Origin of the sequence: Streptomyces alfalfae (genome assembly GCF_004127445.1) — a bacterium.
GTDB classification, from domain to species: domain Bacteria; phylum Actinomycetota; class Actinomycetes; order Streptomycetales; family Streptomycetaceae; genus Streptomyces; species Streptomyces alfalfae.
The window spans coordinates 73,748-98,956 of sequence record NZ_QEXM01000013.1 but is presented as its reverse complement, the minus strand read 5'-3'; the positions used below and the strand labels follow the sequence as shown (position 1 = coordinate 98,956).

Genomic DNA, 25,209 nt, shown 5'->3' with positions numbered 1-25,209 from the left:
CCGGCGCGTGGCGCGCCCGCGCGGGTCAGACGGCCACGCCGCCGTCGATCTGGAAGGTGGCGCCGGTGATGTACGCGGCCCGGTCCGAGAGCAGGAAGGAGACCAGGTCGGCCACTTCGTGCGGCTCGCCGAACCGGCCCAGCGGAATGCGCTGCCGGAACTGCTCCCGCAGGTCGCCCGGCAGCTCCATGACGGGGTCGGTGGCGACGAAACCGGGCACGACGACGTTCGCCCTGATCCCGTACCGCCCGCTCTCCCGGGCCAGGGACTTGGTGAACCCGATGATCCCGGCCTTCGACGCGGCGTAGTTGGTCTGCCCGGCGTTGCCGTACAGACCGGCGATGGAGGACATCGTCACGATCGCACCGCTGCGGCGCTCGATCATGCCGTTGATGACGGTGCGGCAGACGTAGTAGGTGCCATCGAGGTTGACCCGCTGCACAGCGGCCCAGTCGTCGTCCTCCATCGCCGCCAGCGGGCCGTCGCGCAGCACGGCCGCCGAGGTGACCACGGCGGAGACTGGGCCGAGCCTGTCCTCGGCCACGTCGACGAACTCCTCCACCGCCAGGCTGTCGCCGACGTCGGTGCGGCGGACGCAGGAGCGCCGGCCCAGCGCCTCGATCTCCTCCACCAGGCTCTGGGCGGCGGTGGAGTCGGAGGCGTAGCACACCGCCACGTCGAAACCGTCCCGGGCCAGCCGCACCGCGACGGCGCGGCCGATGCCGCGCGTGCCGCCCGCCACCAGCGCCACCGGGGCGGCCTGCCGCGCCCCGGCCGGGGCGCTCGTGCTCATGCCCGGCCCTCCTGGTCTTCCGTGGCCAGCTCCTCCGAGGCCAGCAGCCGGCGCAGCTCCTCCTCCACCTCGTCGTCGGTCAGTTCGGCGAGCGGGTCCAGGTCCTCTGCGGACTCGGCGCGGCTGAGCACCTCGATGGTGTTCCTGGGCTCCGCCGAGGCCGCCGGGCCCGCCTCCAGGAGTGCGGCGGTGTGGGCGACGGTGGGCAGGTCGAAGAAGGTCCGCAGGTCGAGTTCGCTTCCCAGCCGCTCCTTGAGCCGGGCCCCGATCTGGACCGCGGCCAGCGAGTGCCCGCCGAGGGCGAAGAAGTCGTCGTCGACGCCGACCCCCTCCACCCCGAGGAGGTCCTGCCACACCTCGGCGACGGCCCGCTCGCGATCCGTGCGGGGCGCGACGTAGGGCGTGTCCAGCTCGGGGCGGGGATGGCTGGCGCCCGGCGGGGCGAACTGCTCCATCTCCCGCTGCAGCCGCTCGGGGGTCAGGGACCTGGCCAGTTCGCGTACGGAGGTGAAGTCCCGGTGGCTGACGAGGACCTGGCCGGGCAGGCCGGACGCGCCCAGGAGACGGGCGAAGACCTCCTTGCCCTGCTCCTCGGTGATCCCCTCGGCGAGGGTGCGCAGGGCGCCGGCGGCGGGCTCCTCCTGCTCCGCCCTCCCGCCGTCGGCGGGGGGCTCGGCGGACCGCAGGATCTGATCGCGCAGGCCGGCAGGGTCGTTGATCCGCTTGATGGTGAAATCGCCGATGCGGGCCAGCAGCCGGCCGTCCGGGTCGAGGAGCTCGATGTCGCACGTACTGGTCTCGCCCGCGGAGTCCGCCGCGCCCTTGACCTCCACATAGGCGTGGACGGTGCTGGTCAGGCCGTGGAAGAAGCGCAGGCTGCGATAGCTGAACGGCAGGTAGAAGGTGTCGGGGGCGTGGACCCGCGCGGTGCCGCCCGCGGCGTCGAGCAGCGCGGGGTGGAGCAGGTAGTCGTCGAGGTCGGCGTGGTGGGCCTCGTCGAGGCGCAGGGTCGCCATCACCCGCCGCGGGCCGACCTGTATCTCCCGCATGCACTTCCAGCGCGGCCCGAAGGAGAACGCGATCGGCCCGCCCTTCTCGAACCGGTCCAGGCGCAGGCCGAGCTTGATGGACTCCTCGGTGTCGAGGACCTTCGTCACCGCGCAGCCGGCACGGAGTTCCTCCAGGTCCCTTACGGTCTCCGGCGCGCGTTCCGGGAAGGCGACGGTGCCGCGCGCGTGATCGATCCAGGCCGCGGCGCCGGGCGCACCGCTCTGGCTCTGCACCGCGAAGTGCCACCGGCCGTCGCGTTCCTCGATGGTGGTGAAGACCTCCCGGCTCTGCCCGTCGGGGACGACGACGGGGATCATGTACTGCACGTCGCCGATCTCGATGTCCCGCCCGGCGGCCTGTTCGGCGACGGCGGCCCGTACCAGTTCCAGGTAGGCGGTGCCGGGGACCAGCCCGTGGCCCTCGATCCGGTGGTCCGCCACGATCCAGCTGTCCTCGGTGCTCAGGACCGTGCTGTAGGTGCGGGATGTGGGGGTGGAACGCACCAGGCGCCGCAGCAGCGGGTGGCCCTCGAGCGGCGTCCCCGAGCCGAGGCCGAACCGGGAGCCGAGGCCGGCGGCCATGCCCACCTCGCGCCAGGTGTCCCAGCCGACAGCGGTGACCGGCAGTCCGCTTCTGCGGCGCTTGTCCTGGGCCCACGCGTCGAGGAAGGCGTTGGCGGCCGCGTAGTCGCTCTGTCCCGGCCCGCCGAGGACGGCAGTCACGGAGGAGCACAGGAACATGAAGTCCAGCCCGTCGTCGCGGCAGACCTCGTCGAGGACGAGCACGCCGTGCGTCTTGGCGGCGAGGACCCGCGCCGCGTCGTCCGGGGACTTGGTGAGGATCATGCCCTGGGAGGGCAGGCCGGCGGCGTGGATGACGCCGTTGAGGGGCCCTGCCGCCGCCCGCACCTCACCGACGGCCCGGCGCATCTGCGCCTCGTCGGTGACGTCGGCGCGCGGCAGGACCAGACGGGCACCGGCCGATTCCAGACGGCGCAGCCGCCGGATGAGCACGCTGGTGGGGTCGGCGTCGCCGTGCGCGCCGAGGTGGGCATCCCAGGTCCCGGGCGCGGGGAACGCGGAGCGGCCCAGCAGGGCCAAAACCGGCCGGTCGACCGTGGCGGCGATGTGCTCGGCGAGGGCGAGGCCGACGCCGCCGAGGCCGCCGGTCACGAGGTAGACGCCGCCGTCGCGCAGCGCGGTGCGCCCGGGCTCCGCGCCGGCGACCCAGTCCACCCGGTCGAAGCCGCGGACCCACACGTGCCGCCCGCGCACGGCGAGTTCCGTGCCGGCGCCGGTGCCGTCGAGAGCCGCGAGGACGGTGTCGGCGGCCCGGTCCACGGCGGCGCCGGTGACGTCCCAGACGCGGCACTTCGTGCCCGCGGTCTCCTGCGGGATCACCGTGGCCGCCCCGAGCAGGAGGGCGTTCTCGGGCGTCAGCGCCTCCTCGCCCGTGACGTCGAACACCCCCTCGCAGAGCACGTCGAGGGTGACCGGCGCGGGCAGCCCTCTTGAGCCGAGGGCCTGGGCGAGCGCCAGGAGGCTGTCGAAGCCGGCGCGGCGCGCGGCGTCCAGCCGGGCGTGGGCCGATGCGGCGCGGCCCGGCCCCTTGGCCATGCTCCACAGGTGGACGAAGCGGATGCGCCGCCCGTCCCCGGCCGCGGAGGAGGACGCGGCCAGGGACGAGGCGAGCGCGGACAGGTGGTCCCGGTCGGCGGGATCGAGGACCCAGGCGTCCTCGCCGCTTTGCCGCGGGCCGGCGCCGGCCGTGACGCGCACGACGTGGTCCCCGGCCTTCGCCAGACGGGCCGCGACGGCCTCGCCCAGGGCGACTTCCGCGCCCAGGACGACCCAGGTGTCGCCCGTGGCGGCGGCCGCTCGCCGGGACGGCAGGGCGAGGCGCTGCCAGACGGGGGCGTAGAACCAGTCGTCCGCGTCGGTGCGCTCGGGACCGGTCTGCCGCGGCGCGCCGGGCCGCCCGGAGGGCTCGACCCAAAAGCGCCGCCGTTGGAAGGGGTAGGCGGGCAGGGGCACGGGCGGCCGGTGGCCGGTGCCCAGGACGGATGCCCAGTCGACATAGACCCCCGCGCCCCAGACGGCCCCCAGGCCGGTCAGCAGGTGGGCTTCGGCGTCGGCGCGATCGCCGGGGTGGGGCAGGGAGCCCGCGACGGTGCGCGTGGGCGACCAGGACCGGTGGGCGCGCACGAAGTTGGCCAGGTTCTGGCCGGGGCCGGCCTCCAGCGGAACGAGGAAGGGGTCGGCGAGCAGTACGTCGAGCGCGTCGGAGAACCGGACGGGTCGGCGCAGATGCGCACCCCAGTACTCCGGGCTGGTCGCCTCCTGGTCGGTGATCCAGGTGCCGGTGACGTTCGACAGGAACGGGATGACCGGGGGGTTCAGGGTGACGGCGCGGACCTCCTCGACGAACGGGGCCACGGCGCCGTCCATGTCGGGGGAGTGGAAGGCGTGCGAGGTGTGCAGCCGACGGCAGCCCACCCCCTCGTCCTTGAGGCGCCGCTCGAAGGCGTCGACGGCCCCCGGCTCACCGGCGACCACGGTGAGCGCCGTGGAGTTGACGGCGACGACGGCCAGGCCCTCGCCCAGCCGGGCGGCGGTCTCCTCCTCCGAGAGGAAGACGCTGAGCATCGCGCCGGGTGGCATCTCCTGGACGAGACGGCCGCGGGCGGCGACCAGACGCACCGCGTCCCGGAGCGAGAACACGCCCGCCAGGCAGGCGGCGACGTACTCGCCGATGCTGTGACCGGCCATGGCGCGCGGCTCGACGCCCCAGGACTGCCACTGCCGCGCGAGGGCGTACTCGACGCAGAACAGCGTGCTCTGGGCGAGCCGGGTCCCCCGCAGCCGTTCGGCGCCGCGCGGATCGTCCCCGTCGAGCACCAGGGCGCGCAGGTCCTCACCCAGATACGGGTTGAACAGCTCGGCGCAGCGGTCGAACTCGGCGGCGAAGACGCCCCGCCGTTCGTACAGGCCGCGCGCCATGCCGGGGTACTGGGAGCCCTGCCCGGGGAAGAGGAAGGCGACCGGGGCGTCGTCCGCGGCGGCGGCCGCGGGCGGGGCCTGCGCCAGCCTGCGCAGCGCGGCGACGGCCTCGCCATTGGTGCGGGCGACGACGGCGCCGCGGTGGGCGAACTGGGCCCTGCGGCGGGCCAGGGTGTGCGCGGTGGCGTCCAGGGGGAGTTCCGCGCCGCTCTCCAGCCGGTCGGCCAGCCGTCCGGCGGCCTCCGCGAGCGCGGGCGCCGACTTCGCCGAGAGCGGCAGCAGATGGGGCCGTGCGGCGCCGTCTGCTCCCTCGCGGTGGCGGGCCGGTTCCTCGGCGGGCGCCTCTTCCAGGACCACGTGGACGTTCGTGCCGCCAATGCCGAAGGAGCTCACGCCGGCCCGGCGGGGCACATCCTGGCGCGGCCAGGCGCGCAGCGCGGTGTTCACGTAGAACGGCCCGGACTCCAGCCGCAGGCCGGGGTTGGGCCGCTCCCAGTGCAGGGTCGGCGGGATCGCCTCGTGCTTGAGCGCCAGAGCCGCCTTGATGAGCCCGGTGACACCGGCGGCCGCGTCGAGGTGGCCGACGTTGCTCTTGACCGAGCCGATCGCGCAGCGGTCACCGCCGTCGGCGTCCGCGCCGTAGGCACGCGTGAGCGCGGCGAGCTCGATGGGGTCGCCGAGCGGGGTGCCGGTGCCGTGGGTCTCGACGTAACCGACGGTGGCGGGGTCGATGCCGGCCAGCTCCAGCGCCTCGGTCACCACCTCGGCCTGGCCGTCGACGCTCGGCGCGGTGTAACCGGCCTTCAGGGAGCCGTCGTTGTTGGTGGCGGTGGCCAGGACGACCGCGTCGACGCTGTCGCCCTCGGCCCGCGCGTCGGCGAGGCGGCGCAGGACGACGATGCCGGCGCCGTTGCCGGGCACGGTCCCCTGCGCGTCGGCGTCGAAGGCCCGGCAGGTCCCTTCCGGGGAGAGGATGCCGCCGGGTTCGTGCACGTAGCCGGCGCGCAGCGGGGCGCTCACGGACACGCCGCCGGCCAGGGCGATGTCGCACTCGCCGTTGAGCAGGCTCTGGCAGGCCAGGTGCACCGCGGTCAGCGAGGTGGAGCAGGCCGTCTGCACGGTGATCGCGGGACCCTTCAGGTCCAGCTTGTACGCGGTGCGGGTGGCCAGGAAGTCCTTGTCCGAGGCGAGCATCACCTGGTACATGCCGGACCTCTCCAGCACCTGCTGGTTGTTCATGAGGTTGAACAGCAGGTACGTGTTGAGGCCCGCGCCCGCGAAGACACCGATGCGGCCCTCGAAGCGGGCCGGGTCGACGCCGGCGGACTCCAGCGCGTGCCAGGCGCATTCGAGGAAGACGCGGTGCTGGGGATCGAGGAGCTCGGCCTCGCGGGGGCTGAAGCCGAAGAAGCCCGCGTCGAACAGGTCGGCGTCCTCCAGCGCGCCCTTGGCCCGGACGTAGTCGTCACGGGCGAGGGAAGCGGGGTCGACGCCGGCTTCGGCGAGTTCCTCCTCGGTGAAGACGGTGATGCCCTCGCGGCCCTCTTCGAGGTTGCTCCAGAGGGTCTCCACGTCGCCGGCGCCGGGAAAGCGGCCCGCCATGCCGATGACGGCGACGCGATCGAGGACTTGGTCCTGGTCCTGGTGGTGCTGTGACACGTGGATCACCTGTCTCCGCGAGAGGAAGCCCGGCGTTCGGCCGCCTGTTGCCGCCGGTTACGGGACTGACGTCGGTTCTGTGCGCGTTGCCTGGCGCTCCGGCCGGCGGTGTCGGGGGCGTTGTGGGGGCCGCCGATGCGGGCGGCCAGGGATTCGACCGTGGGGTGCTGGAACAGCTCGACCATGGTCAGCTCGTGGCCGAGCACGGTGGCGAGCGCGGTTTGGAACTCGGCCATGAGCAGGGAGTGCCCGCCGAGGTCGAAGAAGTTGTCGCGCAGCCCCACGCGCTCGACGCCCAGCAGCTCGCGCCACATCCCGGCGAGGGTCTGCTGCAGGCCAGCCCCGGGGGCGACGAACCGGGTCCCGAGGTCGGGCCGGCCGGTCCGCGGCGCGGGCAGGGCCTTGCGGTCCGTCTTGCCGCTGGGGGTCAGCGGCAGGGCGTCCAGCACGGTGAAGGACGCCGGGACCATGTACTGCGGCAGGTGCTCGCGCAGATGGGCGGTGAGCTCTGCGGCGCCGGGCGGGGCGGAGGCCGCGGAAGTGACGTAGGCGGCCAGGCGGACATCGCCCGGGGCGGGCTCGTGGGCGATCACGACCGCCTCGCGCACGGCGGCGTGCCGCGTCAGCACGGCCTCGATCTCGCCCGGCTCCAGCCGCTGGCCGCGGAGCTTGACCTGGTGGTCGAGGCGGCCGAGGAACTCCAGCGCGCCGTCGGCCCGGTGCCTAGCCAGGTCGCCGGTGCGGTAGATGCGGGCGCCGGGCACGAACGGGTCGTCCGTGAAGCGCTCGGCGGTCAGGTCGGGGCGGCCGAGATAGCCGCGGGCCAGCCCCAGGCCCCCGATGCACAGCTCTCCGGCGACCCCGGCGGGACCCGGCCGGTCGTGGCGGTCCAGCACGTACATGCGGGTGTTGGCGATGGGGCGGCCGATGGGCACCGGGCGGGGGTCGTCCTGCGGACGGCAGTGCCAGGCGGTGACGTCGATGGCGGCCTCGGTGGGACCGTACAGGTTGTGCAGCTCGGCCGTGTGCAGGGCGAGGAAGCGGTCGTGCAGATCGCGCGAGAGCTCCTCGCCGCTGCAAAAGACGCGCCGCAGGGACGCCGAGCGCCCCGGCGGCTCGGACAGGAAGAGGCGCAGCATGGACGGCACGAAGTGGATCGTGGTGATCCGCTCCGCGGCGATCGTGTCGGCCAGGTAGGCGGTGTCGCGGTGCCCGCCGGGCCGGGCCATCACCAGGACGGCACCGCTCATGAGGGGCCAGAAGAACTCCCACACCGACACGTCGAAGGAGAACGGCGTCTTCTGCAGCACCCGGTCATCGGCGTCGAGACCGTAGGCGTCCTGCATCCACAGCAGCCGGTTGCGCAGGGCGGAGTGCACGTTCATCACGCCCTTGGGCCGGCCCGTCGACCCCGAGGTGAAGATGACGTACGCCAGGTCATCGCCGGCCACGCCCGCGTCCGGATCGTCCGGGGAGTGCGCCGCCAGCTCGCCGGCGAGGTCCTCCATCCGCAGCACGGGGCAGTCCAGTGCGGGCAGCCGGCCCTGTGGCCCGTCGTGGGTGAGCACCACGGGAGGCCGGGCGTCCTCGACGATAGCGGCCAGCCGGGCGGGCGGCAGAGCGGTGTCGAGCGGGACGTACGCCCCGCCGGCCTTGAGGACGGCGAGCAGGGCGACGACCAGTTCCAAGGAGCGTTCCATGGCCACGCCGACGAGGACGTCGCGGCCCACGCCGCGCCCGCGCAGCAGGTGGGCGAGGCGATTGGCCCGCTCGTTCAGCTCGGCGTAGGTCAGCGAGGCGCCCGCGCAGCGGACGGCTTCGGCGTCGGGGGTGCGGCGCGCCTGCCGCTCGACGCACTCGTGCACCAGGCCGTCGGGCCACTGCCGCCCGGTGTCGTTGAGTTCTTCCAGCAGGTGACGGCGTTCCGGCCCGTCCATGAGGTCCAGGTCGTGGACGGGGGCGTCGGGGCGGGCGACGATCTGCTCGACCAGGTGACGGAAGTGACCGGCGAGGCGCACGACGGTTTCCTCGTCGAACAGGTCGCGGTCGTACTCGAACCAGCCGGTGAGACCGCCGTCGGTGTCGAACGCCTGGAGTTCCAGATCAAAGCGCGCGCCCTCGCTCCGCACCGGCAGCCGGGTGAGCCGGGCGCCGGCCATGGCGAGCGTCGGCACCGGCTCCCGGCCGTAGCTGAAGCTGACCTGGTACAGCGGGGGCCGGCTGAGGTCGCGCGGGGTGTTGCGGTCGGCGACGATCAGCTCGAAGGGGATGTCCTGGTGGGCGTAGGCGCCGAGGCAGGCGTCGCGGACCCGGGTGAGGGCCGCTTCGAAGCCGGGGCCGCCGGACAGGTCCGTCCTGATGGGCAGGGTGTTGACGAAGTAGCCGATGAGGGGTTCGACCTCGGCGTGCCCGCGCAGCGCGGTCGGCACGCCGACGACGATGTCGTCCTGACCGGTGTAGCGGTGCAGCAGGATGTTGAAGGCGGTGAGCAGCGCCATGTACGGCGTCGCGCCGTGCCGTCCGGCCAGCGCGGCCAGCTCGCCGACCAGGGCGGGCGGCAGGTCGACGGGGACCGAGCCCCCGTTGAAGCCCTGCACGGCCGGGCGGGGGCGGTCGGTGGGCAGGTCGAGCACGGCCGGAGCGCCGGCGAGGTGCTCGCGCCAGTGGGCCAGGCCCCGCTCCCAGTCGGCGCTGGCGGTCTGCCGTTGCTGCCAGGAGGCGAAGTCGCCGTACTGGATGGCGAGTTCGGGCAGCGGGGAGGGCCGTCCCGAGGCGAACGCCTCGTACAGCTCGGACAGTTCGTTGAGGAAGACGGCGATGGACCAGCGGTCCGACACCAGGTGGTGCATGGCGACGACGAGCACCGACCGGTCGGGTCCCGTGCGCAGCAGCCGCACCCGCAGCAAAGGGCCGGCGCCGATGTCGAAGGGCTCGGCCAGGGCGTCGTCGATCCACTTGCGGCGGTCGGCGTCCGTGTGGCGCGGGCCGCTGAGATCGGTCTCCGGCACGTCGAGGGCGAGGTGGTGGTGGACGACCTGGACCGGGGCCCCGGCACGCGACCGGAAGGTGGTGCGCAGGGCCTCGTGACGGCGGACGATCTCGGCGACGGCGGCCCGCAGCAGACCGGCGTCGAGGTGACCCTCGACACGCACCGCGCCGGGCACGATGTAGCCGGGGTTGCGGGGCCTGAGCTGTTCGAGGAACCAGGTGCCGCGCTGCAGGACGGCCAGGGGGAAGGTGATGTCGGCGGAGTGTTCGGCGAGCAGGGCGTCGAAGCGGGCCCGGTCTTCGGGGGTGAGGGCGGCGAGGCGCTCGGCGAGATCGTCGTTCACGACTGCTTCTCCCGGTCGGGCACGAGGGCGGGGGAGCCGGCCAGTTCGTCCAGGAGCGCCGTGGCGGCGTCGACGGCCCGGGGCTGGCGCTGGATCGCGGCGGCCGGCGCCCCGCCGTCGGACCCCGCCGGGCCGCTGGCGCCGCTCGCGGCGAGCTCCCTGACGATGCCCTCGGCGACGCTCGCGATGGTCGCGCCGCCGAGGAAATCGGTGACCCGCAGGGTCAGGCCGAGCCTGCTCTGGATCTCGTTGCGCAGTTCGACGGCCATGAGGGAGTCGAGTCCGAAGCCGGTCAGCGGCTCGTCCACGCCGACGTCGGTGGAGGCGGAGCCGAGGACGTCCTTGACGCTGAGCACGAACTGTGTCCGCAGGGTGTCGAGACGCTCGGACTCACCCAGCTCCAGCAGTTCGGCCGCCGTGGGGATACGGCTCGCGCGGCGCCGGCCGCGCGAGGAGCGGCGGGCGGAGCGGGTGCGGCGGCCGCTTGAGCCGTTCTCGGCCGACGGCCCGGCCGCGTCCTCGGCGGGCGCCGCCGCGCTGCCGTCCCACGGGCGCGGGGGCTGCCAGCAGCGGACCGGGTCGAACGGGTACGTGGGCACGGCCACCTTGGCGCGGCTGTAGTCGCGGTCGAAGCCCGCCCAGTCGATGGGGGCGCCCGCCGCGTACAACTCGGCCACCGTGCCGAGCAGGACCTCCCAGTCGTCCTGCTTGGGCCGCAGGCTGGGCAGGAGCAGGTCGTCGTGGCCCGGCGGCAGGGCGTCACTGATCACCCCCAGCAGGGTGGGGGCGGGGCCCACCTCGACGAAGGTGCGGTGCCCCATGGACCGCAGGGTCCGCACCCCGTCGGTGAACCGGACGGTCCCGCGGACGTGCCGGCACCAGTAGTCGGGATCCGGCGCCTCGTCCCAGGACCACAGCTGCCCGGTGACGTTGGAGACCAGGGGGATGCGCGGGGCGGTGAAGGTGATCCGCCGGGCGGCACGGCGCAGCGGTTCCAGGACCGGGTCCATCAGGGGGGAGTGCCCGGCCGAGGCGATGTGCAGCCGCTTGGTCTTCACCCCGCGGGCGTCGAACGCGGCGCACACGGCGTCGACGAGGCCGCCGTCACCGGAGACCGCGACGTTCGCGGGGCCGTTGACCGCGGCGACGGCGATCCGCCCCGGATGCGCGGCGAGCTCCGCGGCGACCTCCTCCTCGGAGGCGAAGACCGCGGCCATGGCGCCGGGCAGCGAGAACTCCTGGATGAGGCGCGCGCGCTCCACCGCGAACGCCAGCCCGTCTTGCAGGGACATGGCGCCCGCCACACAGGCCGCGACGCACTCGCCGAAGCTGTGGCCGAGCACGGCGGCGGGCGTGATGCCCCAGGAGCGCCACAGCTCGGCCATGGCGTACTCGACGACGAACGTCGCGGGCTGGGCGTAGGCGGTGTCGTTGATCCGCCGGTCCTCGGGGTCGTCGGGGAACAGGACGGACAGCAGCGGCCGGTCCAGGAGCGGGCGCAGGATCTCGGCGCACTCGTCGACCGCGCGCCGGAAGGTGGGCTGCGTGTCGTACAGCCCGCGGGCCATGCCGGGGCGCTGGGCCCCCTGCCCGGTGAAGACGAACACGATCTCGGGGCTGTCCGCTTCACCGCGCACCAGGCCCGGGGGTTCCTCGCCGTTCACGAAGGCGGTGAGCCGGTCGGCGACCTCCTGGCGGCTGGCGCCGACGGCGGCGAGCCGGTGGCGGAAGTGGGAGCGCCCGGCGCCCGCCGCGTGGCACACGTCCGCCAGCTCGGTGTCATCGGCGGTGAGACGTGCGGCGTAGCGTCCCGCGAGCGCGGTGAGCGCGCTCTCGCTGCGGGCGGACAGCGCGAGCACAGAGGCGGGCCTGCGGTCGCTGTCGGCGGGCGCCACCCGCGGTGCGGGCGCCTCCTCCAGGATCAGGTGGACGTTGGTGCCGCTCAGCCCGAAGCTGCTGACCGCGGCCGTCCGGCGGCCGTCGGTGTGCGGCCACGGCGTCACGGCGGTGGGCACTCGGAAGGTCGTGCCGTCGAAGGAGATGTTGGCGTTGAGCCGGTCGAAGTGGAGGTTCGGCGGGATCTCGCCGCGGTCGACGCACAGGGCGGCCTTGATGAGTCCGGCAATGCCCGCGGCCGCCTCCAGGTGACCGATGTTGGTCTTGACGGCGCCGAGGTAGAGGGGCGATCCGTGGTCGCGGCCGTACACGTCGGCCAGGGCCTCGGCCTCGATGGGGTCGCCGAGGCGGGTGCCGGTGCCGTGGGTCTCGATGTAGCCGACCTGATCGGCCCTCACCCCCGCGGCCCGCAGCGCGCGGTGGAAGACGTCGCGCTGCGCGGCGCCGTTCGGCGCGGTGATGCCCGCGCTGCGTCCGTCCTGGTTGACCGCGCCGCCGCGCACGACCGCCAGGACGCGGTCCTTGTCGCGCAGGGCGTCGGACAGCCGCTTGAGCACGACCACCCCGCAGCCCTCGCCGCGCACGTAACCGTCGGCGCTGTCGGAGAAGGACCGGGCGCGGCCCTGCCGGGACACCGAGCCGAACTGCGACTGGGAGATCATCAGCATCGGCGAGAGCACCACGTTGACGCCGCCGGCCAGGGCCATGTCGCACTCGCCGAGCCGCAGGCTCTGGCAGGCCTGGTGGACGGCGAGGAGCGAGGCGGAGCAGGCGGAGTCGACGGCGAGGTTCGGGCCGCGCAGGTCGAGGAGGTAGGCGATGCGGGCGGGGATGAAGGACATCGCGGCGCCGGAACTGGTGTACGCGCTGACGTCGTCGGGGTGGCGCAGCTGGGCGGTGATGTAGTCCCAGGAGGCCGCGCCCATGAACACCCCGGTGCGGCTGCCCGCCAGCCCGGACGGCGCGTGCCCGGAGTCCTCCAGGGCTTCCCAGCACACCTGGAGGCTCAGCCGCTGGGCCGGGTCCATCGCCACGGCCTCGCGCTGGGAGATGCCGAAGAAGTCGTGGTCGAAGTGGTCGAGGTCGTCGAGGAACGCGCCGGCGCGGGTGTAGATCTTCCCCGGTTTCCCGGCCTCCTCGTCGTAGAACGCCTCGTGGTCCCAGCGCCCTGCGGGTATCTCCCCCACGGCGTCGGTGGCCCGCGCCAGCATCCGCCAGTAGGAGTCGGTGTCGGTGACGCCGCCGGGGAGGCGGCAGCCGGCGCCCACGATGGCGACGGGCTCGGCGTGTGCCCGCTCGTACTCCGCCACCTGCCGCTGGAGGCGCTCCATCGTCAGATAGGCGCGCTTGAGCGCGTCGGTCGCGGTCAGGTCCTGTCCCGCAGTCATCGCTGGGCCCCCTCGTCGATCTGTGTGGTCTTGGCCATCAGGAGTGCTTGAAGTTCCGCGGCGGACATCGCGTCGAGGTCCACGGCCGCGTCCGGGGCGTTCTCGGCGGCCGGCCGGACCGGTGCGGGTCCGGCCGCGCCGCCGGAAGGGGCCGCCCGGCCCTCGTCCGCGACCCGGCCCGGATCGAGCGCGATCTCCATCCGGTCGGCCAGGTAGGGCACGAGGGCGTCGAGGGTCGGGAAGCGCCAGGTGACGGTGGAGGGCAGCGTGACGCGCAGCGACGACTCCAGGGACTTGCGCAGCTCCAGGGAGAGCAGCGAGTCGAATCCCATGCCGGTGAGGGGGGCGCTGGTGTCGACCCGGGCGGGGTCCGCCCCGATGAGGCGGGCGGCGGTCGTCCGGCAGTGCTCGCTCAGCACGGCCCTGCGGCGGCGGCCCGGTTCGACCGCGAGCATCGAGCGCCGTATCTCCTCCCCGGGGCCCGAGGCGCTCTGCGCCTGACCGTCCTGGTCCTGGACGAGAGTGCTCAGCAGGCCGCCGCCGTGGTGGTCGCGGACCGTCGCCCGGTCCAGGGGCAGGACGCACACCTGGGCCGCGGAACTGCTCAGGATGCGGTCGAGGGCGGCGATGCCCCGCTCGGGGGTGATGCTCTCGATGCCGCGGGCGGCCAGGGCGCCGCCGCGCTCGGGGCGGGCGGCGAGACCGATCCGCGCCCAGGGGCCCCAGTCGATGCTCAGCGCGGGCAGACCGAGGGAGCGCCGGTGGTGGGCCAGAGCGTCGACGAAGGCGCTCGCCGCGGCGTAGTTGCCCTGGCTGGCCGAGCCGAGAACGGCGGCGGCCGACGAGTACAGCACGAAGAAGTCCAGGTCACGTCCGAGGGTGGCCTGATGCAGATGCCAGGCCGCGGCCGACTTCGGACCAAAGACGGACCGGAACCGCTCCCGGTCGAGCCCGGTGAGCAGGCCGTCGTCGAGGACGCCCGCGGCGTGCACAACGCCGGCCAGCGGCGGCAGCGAGTCCTCCAGGCGGGCCAGCAGGTCCTCCACCGCGCCGCGTTCGGACAGGTCGGCGGCGGCCACGACGACCTGGGCCCGCTCGCGCAGCGCGGCGACGGCCTGCTCGGCCCGCGGCCCGGGGGCGCTGCGTCCGGCCAGGACCACGTGACGGGCGCCCTGGTCCACCAGGTAGCGGGCCGTCTCCAGACCGAGCGCGCCGAGCCCGCCGGTGATCAGGTACGTGCCCGAGGGGCGTACGGGCGCGGCGTCCGCCGCGGTGGTCACCGCCTCGTGGGCTGCCGGTGCCAGGACGAGCTTTCCGGTGTGGCGGGCCTTGGCCATCGCGGTGAAGGCCGCAGGGGCGTCGCCGAAGGTGTGTGTGGTCACGGGCAGCGCCGTGAACTCCCCGCGGTCGAAGCCCCGCACGAGGTCGGCGAGCAGGTCGGCGACCCGGGCCGGCTCCTCGCGGATGGTCTGTTCGAGGTCGACGGCGAGGAAGGCCCGGTTGCCCTTGAAGAACTCCAGGCCGATGGGGCTGTTGTCGTAGATGTCGCGCTTGCCGATCTCCACGAAGCGGCCGCCGGGCGCCACCAGTTCCAGGGAGCGAACGAGCGTCTCGCCGGAGGAGGAGTTGAGGACCACGTCGACGCCGCGGCCGCCGGTGAGCGCCCTGATCTCGTCGGCGAAGTCGAGGGTGCGGGAGTCCATCACGTGCTCGACGCCCAGCCCGCGCAGCAGCTCGCGTTTGGGCGCGGTCCCCGCGGTGGCGAACACCCGGGCGCCGCGGCGGCGCGCGACCTGGAGCGCGGCGAGACCGACACCGCCGGTCGCGGAGTGGATGAGGACACTCTCGCCCTCGCCCAGCCGCGCCAGCCGTTCCAGGCCGTGCACGGCGGTGAGGAAGGCGATGGGCACGGCGGCGGCCTGCTCGTCCTCCAGGCCCGCGGGAGCGGGGGCGACCAGCTGCGCGTCCAGGGTGATGAAGGCCGCCATGCTGCCGGGCGCGGCGGCGATGACGCGATCGCCCACCCGGTGCCCGGTGACGCCGTCGCCGACGGCGACGATCCGGCCCGCGCATTCGGCGCCCAGGGGGACGACGCCCTCGGCGCCCGGGTAGGAGTCGAGGGCCTTGAGCACGTCGCTGAAGTTCAGGCCCGCGGCGGTGACCTGGACCTCGACCTGGCCCGCGGCCGGCGGGGTGCGGTGCCACCACGTGGGGCGCAGGCTGGTGAGACTGCCGGGGCGGGCGGCCAGCAGATGGTGGTTGCCGTCGCGGGTGGCGTCGAAGTCCCACGTCGGGCGCGGGCGCCGGGCGTCGCCGGTGTGCTCCCAGGGCCGCAGGGCGGGTGTCAGCCGGGCGGTGCCGCGCAGGGCGACCTGGGCGTCGTCGGAGCCCAGCACCTCGGCGACCAGCAGCCCGGCCTCCTCCGCGGGCGCGGCCGGGTCCAGGTCGATGACGGAGCTGCGCAGTTCGGTGTGTTCCAGCGCGATCACCCGGGCCAGGCCCCACAGCGGCGCGTGCCCGACGTTCACCTCGTCCCCGTCGGCGACGTGCTGGGCGCCCCGGGTGAGCAGGACGAGACGGGGGGCGGGGTCCTGTCCCGCCAGGCCGAGTTCCTGCACGAGGTGGAGCACCGGCAGGCAGGTGTCCCCGGTCGCGCTCGCCGGGGTCGTCTCGCCGCCGTCGCCGGGCGGGCCGGCGTCGAGCGAGGAGGCGTGCACGATCCCGTCGGGGCGGATGCCCGAGGCGGCGAGATCGGCGAGCAGGGCGGCGATGGCCTCCCGGCTGCCGGGGTCGAGTTCGTAGTGGTCCGCGTCGAGCTTGCGGTAGGCGGGCCCGGTGGTGACGGTCCGGCAGGTGGCGCCGTGCGCGCGCAGCGCGTCGCCGAGGCCGGCGGTGGTGCGGCCCCGGTCGGCGAAAAGGAGCCAGTCGCCCGGCGGGCGGCCGGTGGCGGGAGGGGGAGCGGGGCGCCAGACGAGATCCAGCAGCGCCTCGTCGCGCGGGTCCGAGGCGTCGGCGGGGTCCAGACGCCGCAGGGTGATGCCGGTGACCTCGCCCACGACGGCGCCCTCGGCGTCGTACAGGACCACGCGGGCGCCGGTGATCGTGTCGGCGGCGGGGTGCGGCGCAGTGACGGTGGCGTGCGCCCAGCGGGGGGCGGTGCGGTCGCCGACGAGGGTGAAGCCGCCGACGGCCACCGGCACGTATGTCGTCTCCAGGGGCTGGTCCTGGGCGTCGAGGGCGGAGCTGAGGACCTGTACGGCACTGTCGAGGACGGCCGGGTGCACGGGGTGCTCGCCGCGGTCGGTGGTCAGGGCGCTCTGCTCGCGCAGCCGGGCCACGGCCTCGGCCCGCCCCCGCCACAGCTCCTCGATGCCCTGGAAGGCGGGCCCGTACGCCAGTCCGGCGCGGCGCAGGGCGGTGTAGTGCTCCTCGGCCGGGACCGGGGTGGCACAGCGCGCGCGGACGGCGGCGAGCGGCTCGGCGGTGCACGCGGGCCCCGTGCGGCGCAGGCCCGCCGACGCGGCCTCGGCCCATTCCTCCCCGGCGCCGGACCGGGTGAACAGCTTCACCGTGGCGGTGTCGGCGGTCGCGGGCACCAGGGCGAGCTGCAGCGTGGCCTCGTCGGCCTGCTCGGGCAGTACGGAGAGCCGGGTGAAGGCGGCGTCGTGCAGCACGGCGCCGGGGCCGAGGTGGGTGCGGGCTGCGGCGAGCGCCGCGTCCAGGATCAGGGCGGCGGGCAGCACGGGGCTGCCGCCGACCTGGTGGTCCCGCAGATAGGGGAACTCGGCGAGGTCCAGGGGGGCCGACCAGTGCACGGCGTGGGGCGCGAGCGCGGACTCGGTGCGCGCCCGCAGGACCGGATGGCCCCGGTGCGCGGACCGGCGCGCCGGCCGCTCCTCGCGCCAGTTGCGGCCGTGCTGCCAGGGGTAGGTGGGCAGGTCGGCCATGGGTCCCGCGGGGCCGTGCACCCGCGTCCAGTCGACCTGGTGGCCCGCGGTGTACAGGCGGCCGAGCTCGGCGAGCACGGCGGCCCGCCCCGGCTGGTCCCGGCGCAGGGAGGACACCGCGACACCGTCGTCGTACGAGGCGAGGCGCTCGGTGACGGCGTCGGTCAGCATGGGGTGCGGTGTCACCTCGACGAAGACGTTGTGGCCGGCGTCGGCGAGCGTGCTGACGGCGGTGTCGAACAGCACGGGCCGGGTGAGGTTGGCGGCCCAGTACCCGGCGTCGAGCCGGTCGCCGGGCACGAACTCGCCGGTGCCCGTGGAGATCATCGGGATGGTGGTGGGCCGGGGCCGCAAGGGGGCGAGGACCCGGCCCAGTTCGGCGGCGACGGGCTCCATCAGGGGGCAGTGCGAGGCGAACCCCACGGACTCCAGGACCTTGCAGTAGAAGCCGTCGTCGGCCAGGGACTTGGCGAACTCCACCAAGGCGTCGTTCTCACCGGAGAAGACCGTGGAGCCCGGGCTGTTGGCGGCGGCGACCCACACCGGCCCCGGGGCGTGCTCGGCCAGCAGGGTGTGGGCCTTCTCCAGGGAGACGCCGGCGACGGCCATCCGGCCCTTGCCGGTGGCGGCGTGCAGCACGGTGCCGCGGTGCAGGGCGATCAGGAGGGCGTCCTCCAGGGAGATCGCGCCCGCCACATGAGCGGCCGCGATCTCGCCCACGCTGTGCCCGACCACAGCGGCGGGCTCGATGCCCCAGGAGCGCCACAGGGCGGCAAGCGCGACCTGGACGGCGACGAGAGCGGGCTGGCCGACCGCGGTGTCCAGCAGCCGGGAGCGGGCCGGGTCGGCCGCCAGCTCGTCCAGCAGGGACCAGTCGGTGTGCCGGCGCAGCAGGGTGTCGGCCCGCTCCAGGGCGGCGCGGAAGGCCCGCTCTCCCGCGAGGTCGCCGGTGAGGAACTCGGCGGCCAGCGGCCACCAGCGGGGCCCCTGCCCGGAGAAGACGAACACCGGCTTGGACTCCAGGCCGGCCCGGCGCACCCCGGTGCTGAGTCCGGTGACGCTCTCCCCGCGGCCGAACGCCTCCAGCGCGGTCCGCAGTCCGGCGGCGTCGGCGCCCACGCAGGCCAACCGGTGTTCGTGGTGGGTGCGGCGCACGGCGGCGGCGGCCGTGAAGGCCCCCATGGGCGTGGTGGCGGTGAGCTTGTCGGCGTAGCGGGCGGCCAGGTCACGCAGGGCCCCCTCGTCCCGGGCGGAGACGGTCAGCAGTGTGGAGCCCTCGGCCGCGGGGCCGGCGGGCGCGGCGGGCGGCGGGGGCTCCTCCACCACCAGGTGAGCGTTGGTGCCGCCGAATCCGAAGGAGCTGACGCCGGCCAGCGCGGGACCGGCCGTGTCGGGCCAGGGCTGAGGGGTGTGCGCGACGCGCAGCGGAAGGTCGTCGAAGGGGATGTGCGGGTTGGGCGCGCGGTAGTGCAGGGTCGGCGGCACCGTGCGGTGGCGGACCATGAGGGCGGTCTTGATCAGCCCGCCGATCCCCGCGGCGGCCTCCATGTGACCGAGGTTGGACTTCACCGAGCCGATCAGGCAGGGCCGGCCCGGGGCACGGCCCTCGCCGAGCACCGCGCCGAGGGCCTTGGCCTCGATGGGGTCACCGAGGATGGTGCCGGTGCCGTGCGCCTCCACGTAGGCGATGTCGGCGGCGCGCACCCCGGCCCTGGCGTGGGCGGCGCGCACCACGGCCTCCTGGGCCCGGGGGTTGGGCGCCATCAGCCCGTTGCTCGCCCCGTCCTGGTTGACGGCGCCGCCGCGGATCACGGCGTGCACCGGGTCGCCCTCGGCCAGGGCCCGGGCGAGCGGTTTGAGGATCACCACGCCGACGCCCTCGGACCGCACGTAACCGTCGGCGCTCGCGTCGAACGGTTTGCAGCGGCCCTCGGCGGACATGACGCCCGCCTTGCTGAAGTTGATGGCGAACGCGGGGGAGAGCACCAGGTTGACGCCGCCGGCGACGGCCAGGTCGCAGTCGCCCCGGTGCAGGCTCGCGCACGCCTGGAGCACGGCCACGAGCGAGGAGGAGCAGGCGGAGTCCACGGCCATGCTGGGACCGCGCAGGTCCAGCAGGTACGAGAGCCGGTTCGCGGCGATGCTCAGAGCGCTGCCGGTGCCGGTGTAGGCGTTGATGGCGTCGAGTTCGCTCAGCTGACCGGTGGCGTGGTCGAACGTGGAGATGCCGATGAACACCCCGGTCCGCGAGCCGGCCAGCGACCCGGTGGGCACGCCCGCGTTCTCCAGGGCCTCGAAGGACACCTCCGCCAGCAGCCGCTGCTGTGGGTCCATGCGGGCGGCTTCCTGCTGCGAGATGCCGAAGAATTCCGAGTCGAACCGGTCGGCGCCGTCGACGAAACCACCCCAGCGGCTGGTGGTGCGCCCGGGGGCCGCGGGATCGTCGTGGGTGAACTCCTCGGTGCTCCACCGGTCGGCGGGCACCTCGGTGACCGCGTCGCGGCCCTCGCCGAGCAGGGTCCAGAAGCTGTCCGGTCCGTTCACGCCGCCGGGGAAGCGGCAGCCGATCCCGATGATGGCGACCGGCTCGTCCGCGCCCGGCCCGGCGGCCCGGGGGGAGGGGGTGGCGGGCGTGGGGGCCGTGAGCGTGGTCGCGGGCTCGGCGGCGGGGAGCGCGGGGGAAGCACAGGCCGTGCCCGCCAGGTGGGCGGCGAGCTTGGCGGCGGTGGGGTGCTCCCAGACGATGCCGGAGTCCAGTGAGAACCCGAAGCGGCGCTCCAGCTCCCCGACCAGGGAGACGAGTTCGACCGAGCGCAGCCCGAAGGCGGCGAAGGGCAGGTCGGGGTCGACGGAGGCGGCCTCGCGGCCGGTCGTGGCGGCCAGCGCCTCGCGCAGCCACGCGGTGACCTCCGCGGCGTCCGGCGCGGGCCGCGCGGGGACGCCCGCGTCCGGCGCCGTCCGCTCCGCCGGGCCGGGCCCGGCCTCGTCCGCGCGCCACAGCGCGAGCGGTTGCGCCTGGCCCGACAGCAGGGCGTCGAGGCAGGCCGCGCGCTGCAGCTTGCCGCTGGAGGTCTTCGGCACCGTGCCGGTCCGGGCCAGGGCGACGATGTGGGGCTGGAGGCCGTGTTCACGGACGACCTCGGCACGTATCGCGTCGATGACGCGGGCGCGGTCCTCGGGCGAGCGGCTGCCGCGGTACTCCTGCACGACGATCAGGCGTTCCTCGCCGTCGATCTCGCGTGCGCCTGCCACCCCGCAGCCCTCCCGCAGGCCCGGGTCGGCGCTCTCGACGGTGCGTTCGATGTCCTGGGGGTAGTGGTTGCGGCCCGCGACGATGACGACGTCCTTGATGCGGCCGGTGACGTAGATCTGCTCACCGTCGGCGAAGCCGAGGTCGCCGGTGCGCAGGAACGGGCCCTCGCCGGTGCCGAGGCGGGCGCGGAAGGTGGCCTCGGTGGCCTCGGGGCGGCGCCAGTAGCCGCGCGCGACGCTCGGTCCGGCGACCCACAGCTCACCCACCCGTCCGGCGGGCAGCGCGGCGTGGGTGTCCGGGTCCACCACGACGACCTTCTGGTCCCGCAGCGAGACGCCGCAGCTGGGCAGGTTGCGCGCCGCCTCGCCCGGCGCCGCGTCCTGGGCGGCGCCGCCCAGGAGTGCCTCGGCGCGCAGGTCGCGGTGGACGGGTTCGGCGGCCGGATCCCCGGTGGACACCACCAGGGTGGCCTCGGCCAGTCCGTAGGACGGGGCGTGAGTGGTGGGCCGGAAACCGCACTCGGCGAACGTGCGGGAGAAGCGGTCCATGGTCTGCTTGCGCACCGGCTCGGCCCCGTTGAGGGCGACACGCCACGTGCTCAGATCCAGCGTCCGCCGGTCCTGCTCCGTCACCTTGGCCACGGCGAGGTCGTAGGCGAAGTTCGGGGCGGGGCTCGCGGTGGCGCCGGTGTCGGAGATCGCCCGCAGCCAGCGCAGCGGCCGCTTCAGGAACGAGTACGGGGACATGAAGGTGACCGGGTATCCGCCGTACGCCGGGGTGAGCAGGCCCATGATCAGACCGAGGTCGTGGAAGGGCGGCAGCCAGCTCACCATGTGCTGGCCGGGGTCGTTGCCGAAGAACTGCCGGTTCATCTCCGAGATGTTGTGCATCAGGTTGCCGTGGCTGACCATCACCCCCTTGGGGCTGCTGGTGGAGCCGGAGGTGTACTGCAGGAACGCCAGGTCGTCGCGGGTCGTGCCGGGGTCGCGCCAGCCGTCGGCGGCGGCGGTGTCGATGTCGTCGACGGCGAGCCAGACGATGTCCCGCAGCGCCGGGGCGTGTTCGGCGAAGCGGTCGAGCATGGCGATCGTCGCGGCGGGGGCGAGGACCACCGCCGGCTCCGCGTCCTCCACGACGGCGGTCAGACGCGGCAGGGTGCGCATCGGGAAGGCCGGGTCCGGCGGGTAGACGGGCACGGCGACGACGTCGGCGTAGAGGCAGGCGAAGAACGAGGTGACGTAGTCCAGTCCGGCCGGGCACATGATCAGGGCCCGCTCTCCGGCGGGGAATCGTTCCTGCAGTGCCGCGGCGATCGTGCGGGCCCGCAGATCGAGGTCGGCGTTGCCGAGGGCCTGCGGTTCGCCCTCGCCGTCCACGAGAAAGCGGAAGATCTGCTCCTGTGCGTGTTCGCCCAATACCGTGCGGAAATGGTCGACAAGCGATCGTGCGTCCCGGCCCGACATCCGACCGTCCTCTCCATGCTGAAGCCTGCGTGAATTATCGAGAAAATGGGCGGACCGGCCGCCGATTCCAGTGATGCGGACGCCGCGGCCGAAGTGCCTCAAGCGCCGTGCGTGGGACCGTGACCCGTTGTGCTGTCCGCCGCCATCGGCGAATGGGCCGTTCCGAGAAGGGAACCAAGAAGCGGATGTCCGGAGTCCGGATGCGGTGGCCGGGGGAGCGGCGGGGGGAAACGCGGGCCAGTAATTCTGCCCAATTCCCATTCCATTTCCGCTATTCGTCGGCCAGCATCCACCAGATTCCCTCGGACCGTCAAGAAACGTTCGGCGTGCGGAACCGGTTGATGGCGGACTCGTGCCGCGACCTGAGTACGGGGTCGGTGACGCCGAGGCCCTCCTGGGGGGCCAGGCACAGCACCCCGACCTTTCCCTGGTGCAGGTTGTGGTGCACGTCGTGGACCGCCTGCGCAGTGCCGTCGAGAGGCACCACCTGCGACAGCGTGGGGTGCACCTGTCCCTTGGCGATCAGGCGGTTGGCCTCCCACGCCTCGCGGTAGTTCGCGAAATGGGTGCCGACGATCCGCTTGAGGTGCATCCACAGATACCGGTTGTCGAAGGTGTGCTCGTAGCCGGAGGTGGAGGCGCAGGTGACGATGGTGCCGCCGCGGCGGGCCACGTACACGCTCGCGCCGAAGGTCTCGCGCCCGGGGTGTTCGAAGACGATGTCGGGGTCCTCGCCTCCGGTCAGCTCCCTGATCCGGGCCCCGAACCGGCGCCACTCGCCCACGTCCTGGGTGTGTTCGTCCTTCCAGAACCGATAGCCCTCGGCGCTCCGGTCGATGACCAGCTCCGCTCCCATGCGCCGGCACACCTCGGCCTTCTGGGGGCTGGAGACCACGCACACCGGTGTGGCGCCGCCGTTGAGGGCGAGCTGAGTGGCGTAGGAGCCGAGACCGCCGGAGGCGCCCCAGATCAGCACGGTGTCGCCCTGCTTGAGGCGGGCGCCGTTCGCGGAGACCAACTGCCGGTACGCGGTCGAGTTGACCAGTCCGGAGGCCGCCGCCTCCTCCCAGGTCAGGTGGCGCGGCTTGGGCATGAGCTGATTGGCCTTGACCAGCGCCAGTTCGGCGAGTCCGCCGAAGTTGGTCTCGAACCCCCAGATCCGCTGCTCGGGGTCGAGCATGGTGTCGGAGTGCCCGTCGGGGTGGTCGAGTTCCACGGACAGGCAGTGCGCCACCACCTCGGCCCCGGGCCGGAAGCCCGTCACGCCTTCGCCGCAGCGCAGCACCACGCCGGACAGGTCGGAGCCCAGCACGTGGTAGGGCAGGTCGTGCCGGGCGGCCTGCGGCGAGGTGCGGCCGTAGCGGCTGAGGAAGCCGAACGTCGGCAGCGGTTCGAAGATCGAGGACCACACCGTGTTGTGGTTGATCCCGCTGGCCATCACCGCCACCAGAACCTCGCCCGCGGCGGGTTCGGGGGTGGCCACCTCCTCCAGATGCAGCGACCTGCGCGGGTCCTTGTCCCGGCTCGCCACGCCCTCGAACATCGACGTCTCATCGGCGTGCAGCACCACTCCTCGGTAGAACTCGGGGACCGGCAAGTGCGCCACTTCGTCGAGTTCACCCGCACAGATCGCGTCAAGGATCTTCTGCATTGTCTCCGGGCCTCTTTCCGGCTCAGTCTGTGAAATACGGACGCATTTGTTCGGCATTTCTGCGCAACAAAAGCCATGGCCGCCTTGCCGAGTCGTGGAGGCAAGTGCGGGACGAATGCTGGCACTTGGCTCGCGACCCAGTCCAGCGGTGAACCGTTCCCGGGCGGGCGCCCGGGGCAATTCGATGCCGGGATGTCCTCCCTCGTTCAACCGACTGATTCGGCCGGTTGAACGCCCGAGTGGCCTGAACACGGTGGCCTGAGCCCGGATCGAGGAACGGTAGGGGCCGGCTCAAGGCGGGCCGGGCCGGGCGTTTCCGGGGCGGGGGCCGGGGAATTGGGGGGCAGAGCGGGAAACCGGGCGCGTGAACAGGCATTTGAGGGGATTCCGTGCAGCGTTCAAGTGGTCGAAAAAACCAGTTGAACACCCGCTTTCCGCGTCCCTGTCGCTCTGCCGCGGGCTTCTCAGGGATTTCCCTGAGCCGGGTCTCAGGGATGTCCCCGATGCCGGATGCCTTTCTTCCGCTTACCGTGAGCCACGCGGGCGGGCAAGGGATGCGGCAGTGCCCGGAACGCATCGTCCGCACAAGAAAACACAGCGCTCGCCCGCTTTCTCCGGGCCGGGTGACCAGACCGAGGAGGAAATCGTGACCGACAGCGACACCAAAGGTCTCCTGAAGGGAGCGGACGTGCGCACCACCGCCAAGGGCTGGACGGCCGGCCGTGTCACATCCGTCGTGGTCGGCGCGTTCCTGGCACTCGTGGCCCTGACACTCGTCGGCGTGGGCGGCACGGCCGTGTACTACGCCTCGAAGGACGACGGCTACATCGACCTCGGCACCAGCAAGTACGCCCACCGCACCGACACCTACGCGATGACCAGCGAGAGCTGGCGCGCCGACAAGGAGCTGGGCGGTCTCTACGACGACCTCCGCCTCACCTTCGAGCCGGACCGCGACTCCGACGCCGTGTTCATCGGCCTTGCGGGCAAGGAGCAGATGCGCCAGTACCTGGACGGCGTCCAGCACGTGACCATCCACGACTCGACCGACAAGGGCGACACCAAGAGCAAGCACCCGGGCGGCACCCCGAAGACACCGCCCGCCGAGGCCGACGGATGGATCGCCAAGGCCAGCGGACAGGGGGCCCAGACCCTGGACTGGCCGGTGACCTCGAAAGACGTCACCGCGGTCGCCATGAAGGCCGACGGCTCGCGCGGACCCTCCGGCCACGTGACCGTGGCGGCGAAGATCGGATGGCTGCCCTGGATCGGCGCCGCGTCGCTGGTCGCCGGCCTGCTGCTGCTCGTCGGGTCGGCGCTGCTGATCGTGCGTCCGCTGCGCCGGGCGCGGGGGCGCACCGCCTGACCGCGGCGGCGGACGGAAGACGAGGCGCAGGCACGGTGATCCGTGCCTGCGCCTCTTCGCTGCTCCGAAGAGGTCTGCGCCCGGTCACGGCGACGCGTCCGCCGGCGCACGTGGTTGCCTCAGCGCGTCCGCCGGGTGACCATCCTTCAGGCGTGGCCCGACCGGCCCACGCCCCCCGAGCACAGCCGTCCCGGGGCGATACGGCGCCGAACATGGACAGGCCCCGGCGGCGGTCGGTAGACAAGGGCGACCGAAGCCCGGGCACGAGGCCGATCGTGGCGGCCCGTCCCGGTCCGCGGCTTCCCTCCCCAGAACACCCGCCCTCACCGGCCGGCCGACGGGCCGCATGCCCGTGCGCCGAGACGCGACACGACCCGGCACGCCGCGAGCGGACCGGCCGCTCGCCGTCAGG

Annotated in this window: 7 protein-coding genes; 1 reads left to right on the top strand and 6 read right to left on the bottom strand. The window is 73.8% G+C overall.

Annotated elements, in window-relative coordinates:
- Positions 1-25: 25 nt before the first annotated feature.
- The 6 genes from fabG to ccrA all read right to left on the bottom strand — a co-directional run bounded on the left by fabG (position 26) and on the right by ccrA (position 23,431).
- Entirely contained in the window at positions 26-793 is a 768-nt protein-coding gene (gene fabG / locus DCW30_RS04280) for a 3-oxoacyl-ACP reductase FabG (RefSeq protein ID WP_076681720.1), read from the bottom strand.
- Positions 790-6,501: a type I polyketide synthase gene (locus DCW30_RS04275; protein ID WP_103557568.1), complete on the bottom strand. Its 5,712-nt coding sequence runs from the start codon at positions 6,499-6,501 to the stop codon at positions 790-792. Before DCW30_RS04275 ends, fabG begins: the two co-directional genes overlap by 4 nt.
- 5 nt (positions 6,502-6,506) lie before the next feature.
- The gene (locus DCW30_RS04270) at positions 6,507-9,833 is read right to left on the bottom strand and encodes a non-ribosomal peptide synthetase (protein ID WP_076681716.1); all 3,327 of its coding nucleotides are present in this window, start codon (positions 9,831-9,833) and stop codon (positions 6,507-6,509) included.
- Positions 9,830-13,117, bottom strand: a complete 3,288-nt coding sequence (locus DCW30_RS04265; protein WP_076681713.1) for a type I polyketide synthase — start codon at positions 13,115-13,117, stop codon at positions 9,830-9,832. Before DCW30_RS04265 ends, DCW30_RS04270 begins: the two co-directional genes overlap by 4 nt.
- On the bottom strand, positions 13,114-21,732 hold the full coding sequence (locus DCW30_RS04260; protein ID WP_261340870.1) for a type I polyketide synthase: 8,619 nt from the start codon (positions 21,730-21,732) through the stop codon (positions 13,114-13,116). The genes DCW30_RS04265 and DCW30_RS04260 overlap by 4 nt, the downstream gene beginning before the upstream one ends.
- A gap of 358 nt (positions 21,733-22,090) precedes the next feature.
- Positions 22,091-23,431, bottom strand: coding sequence for a crotonyl-CoA carboxylase/reductase (gene ccrA, locus DCW30_RS04255; RefSeq protein WP_062771004.1), 1,341 nt, complete (start codon positions 23,429-23,431; stop codon positions 22,091-22,093).
- Between the two features lie 646 nt (positions 23,432-24,077).
- Here ccrA and DCW30_RS04250 point away from each other — a divergent pair.
- Complete coding sequence (locus DCW30_RS04250; RefSeq protein ID WP_062771005.1) at positions 24,078-24,797, top strand: hypothetical protein; 720 nt, start codon at positions 24,078-24,080, stop codon at positions 24,795-24,797.
- Positions 24,798-25,209: the final 412 nt, after the last annotated feature.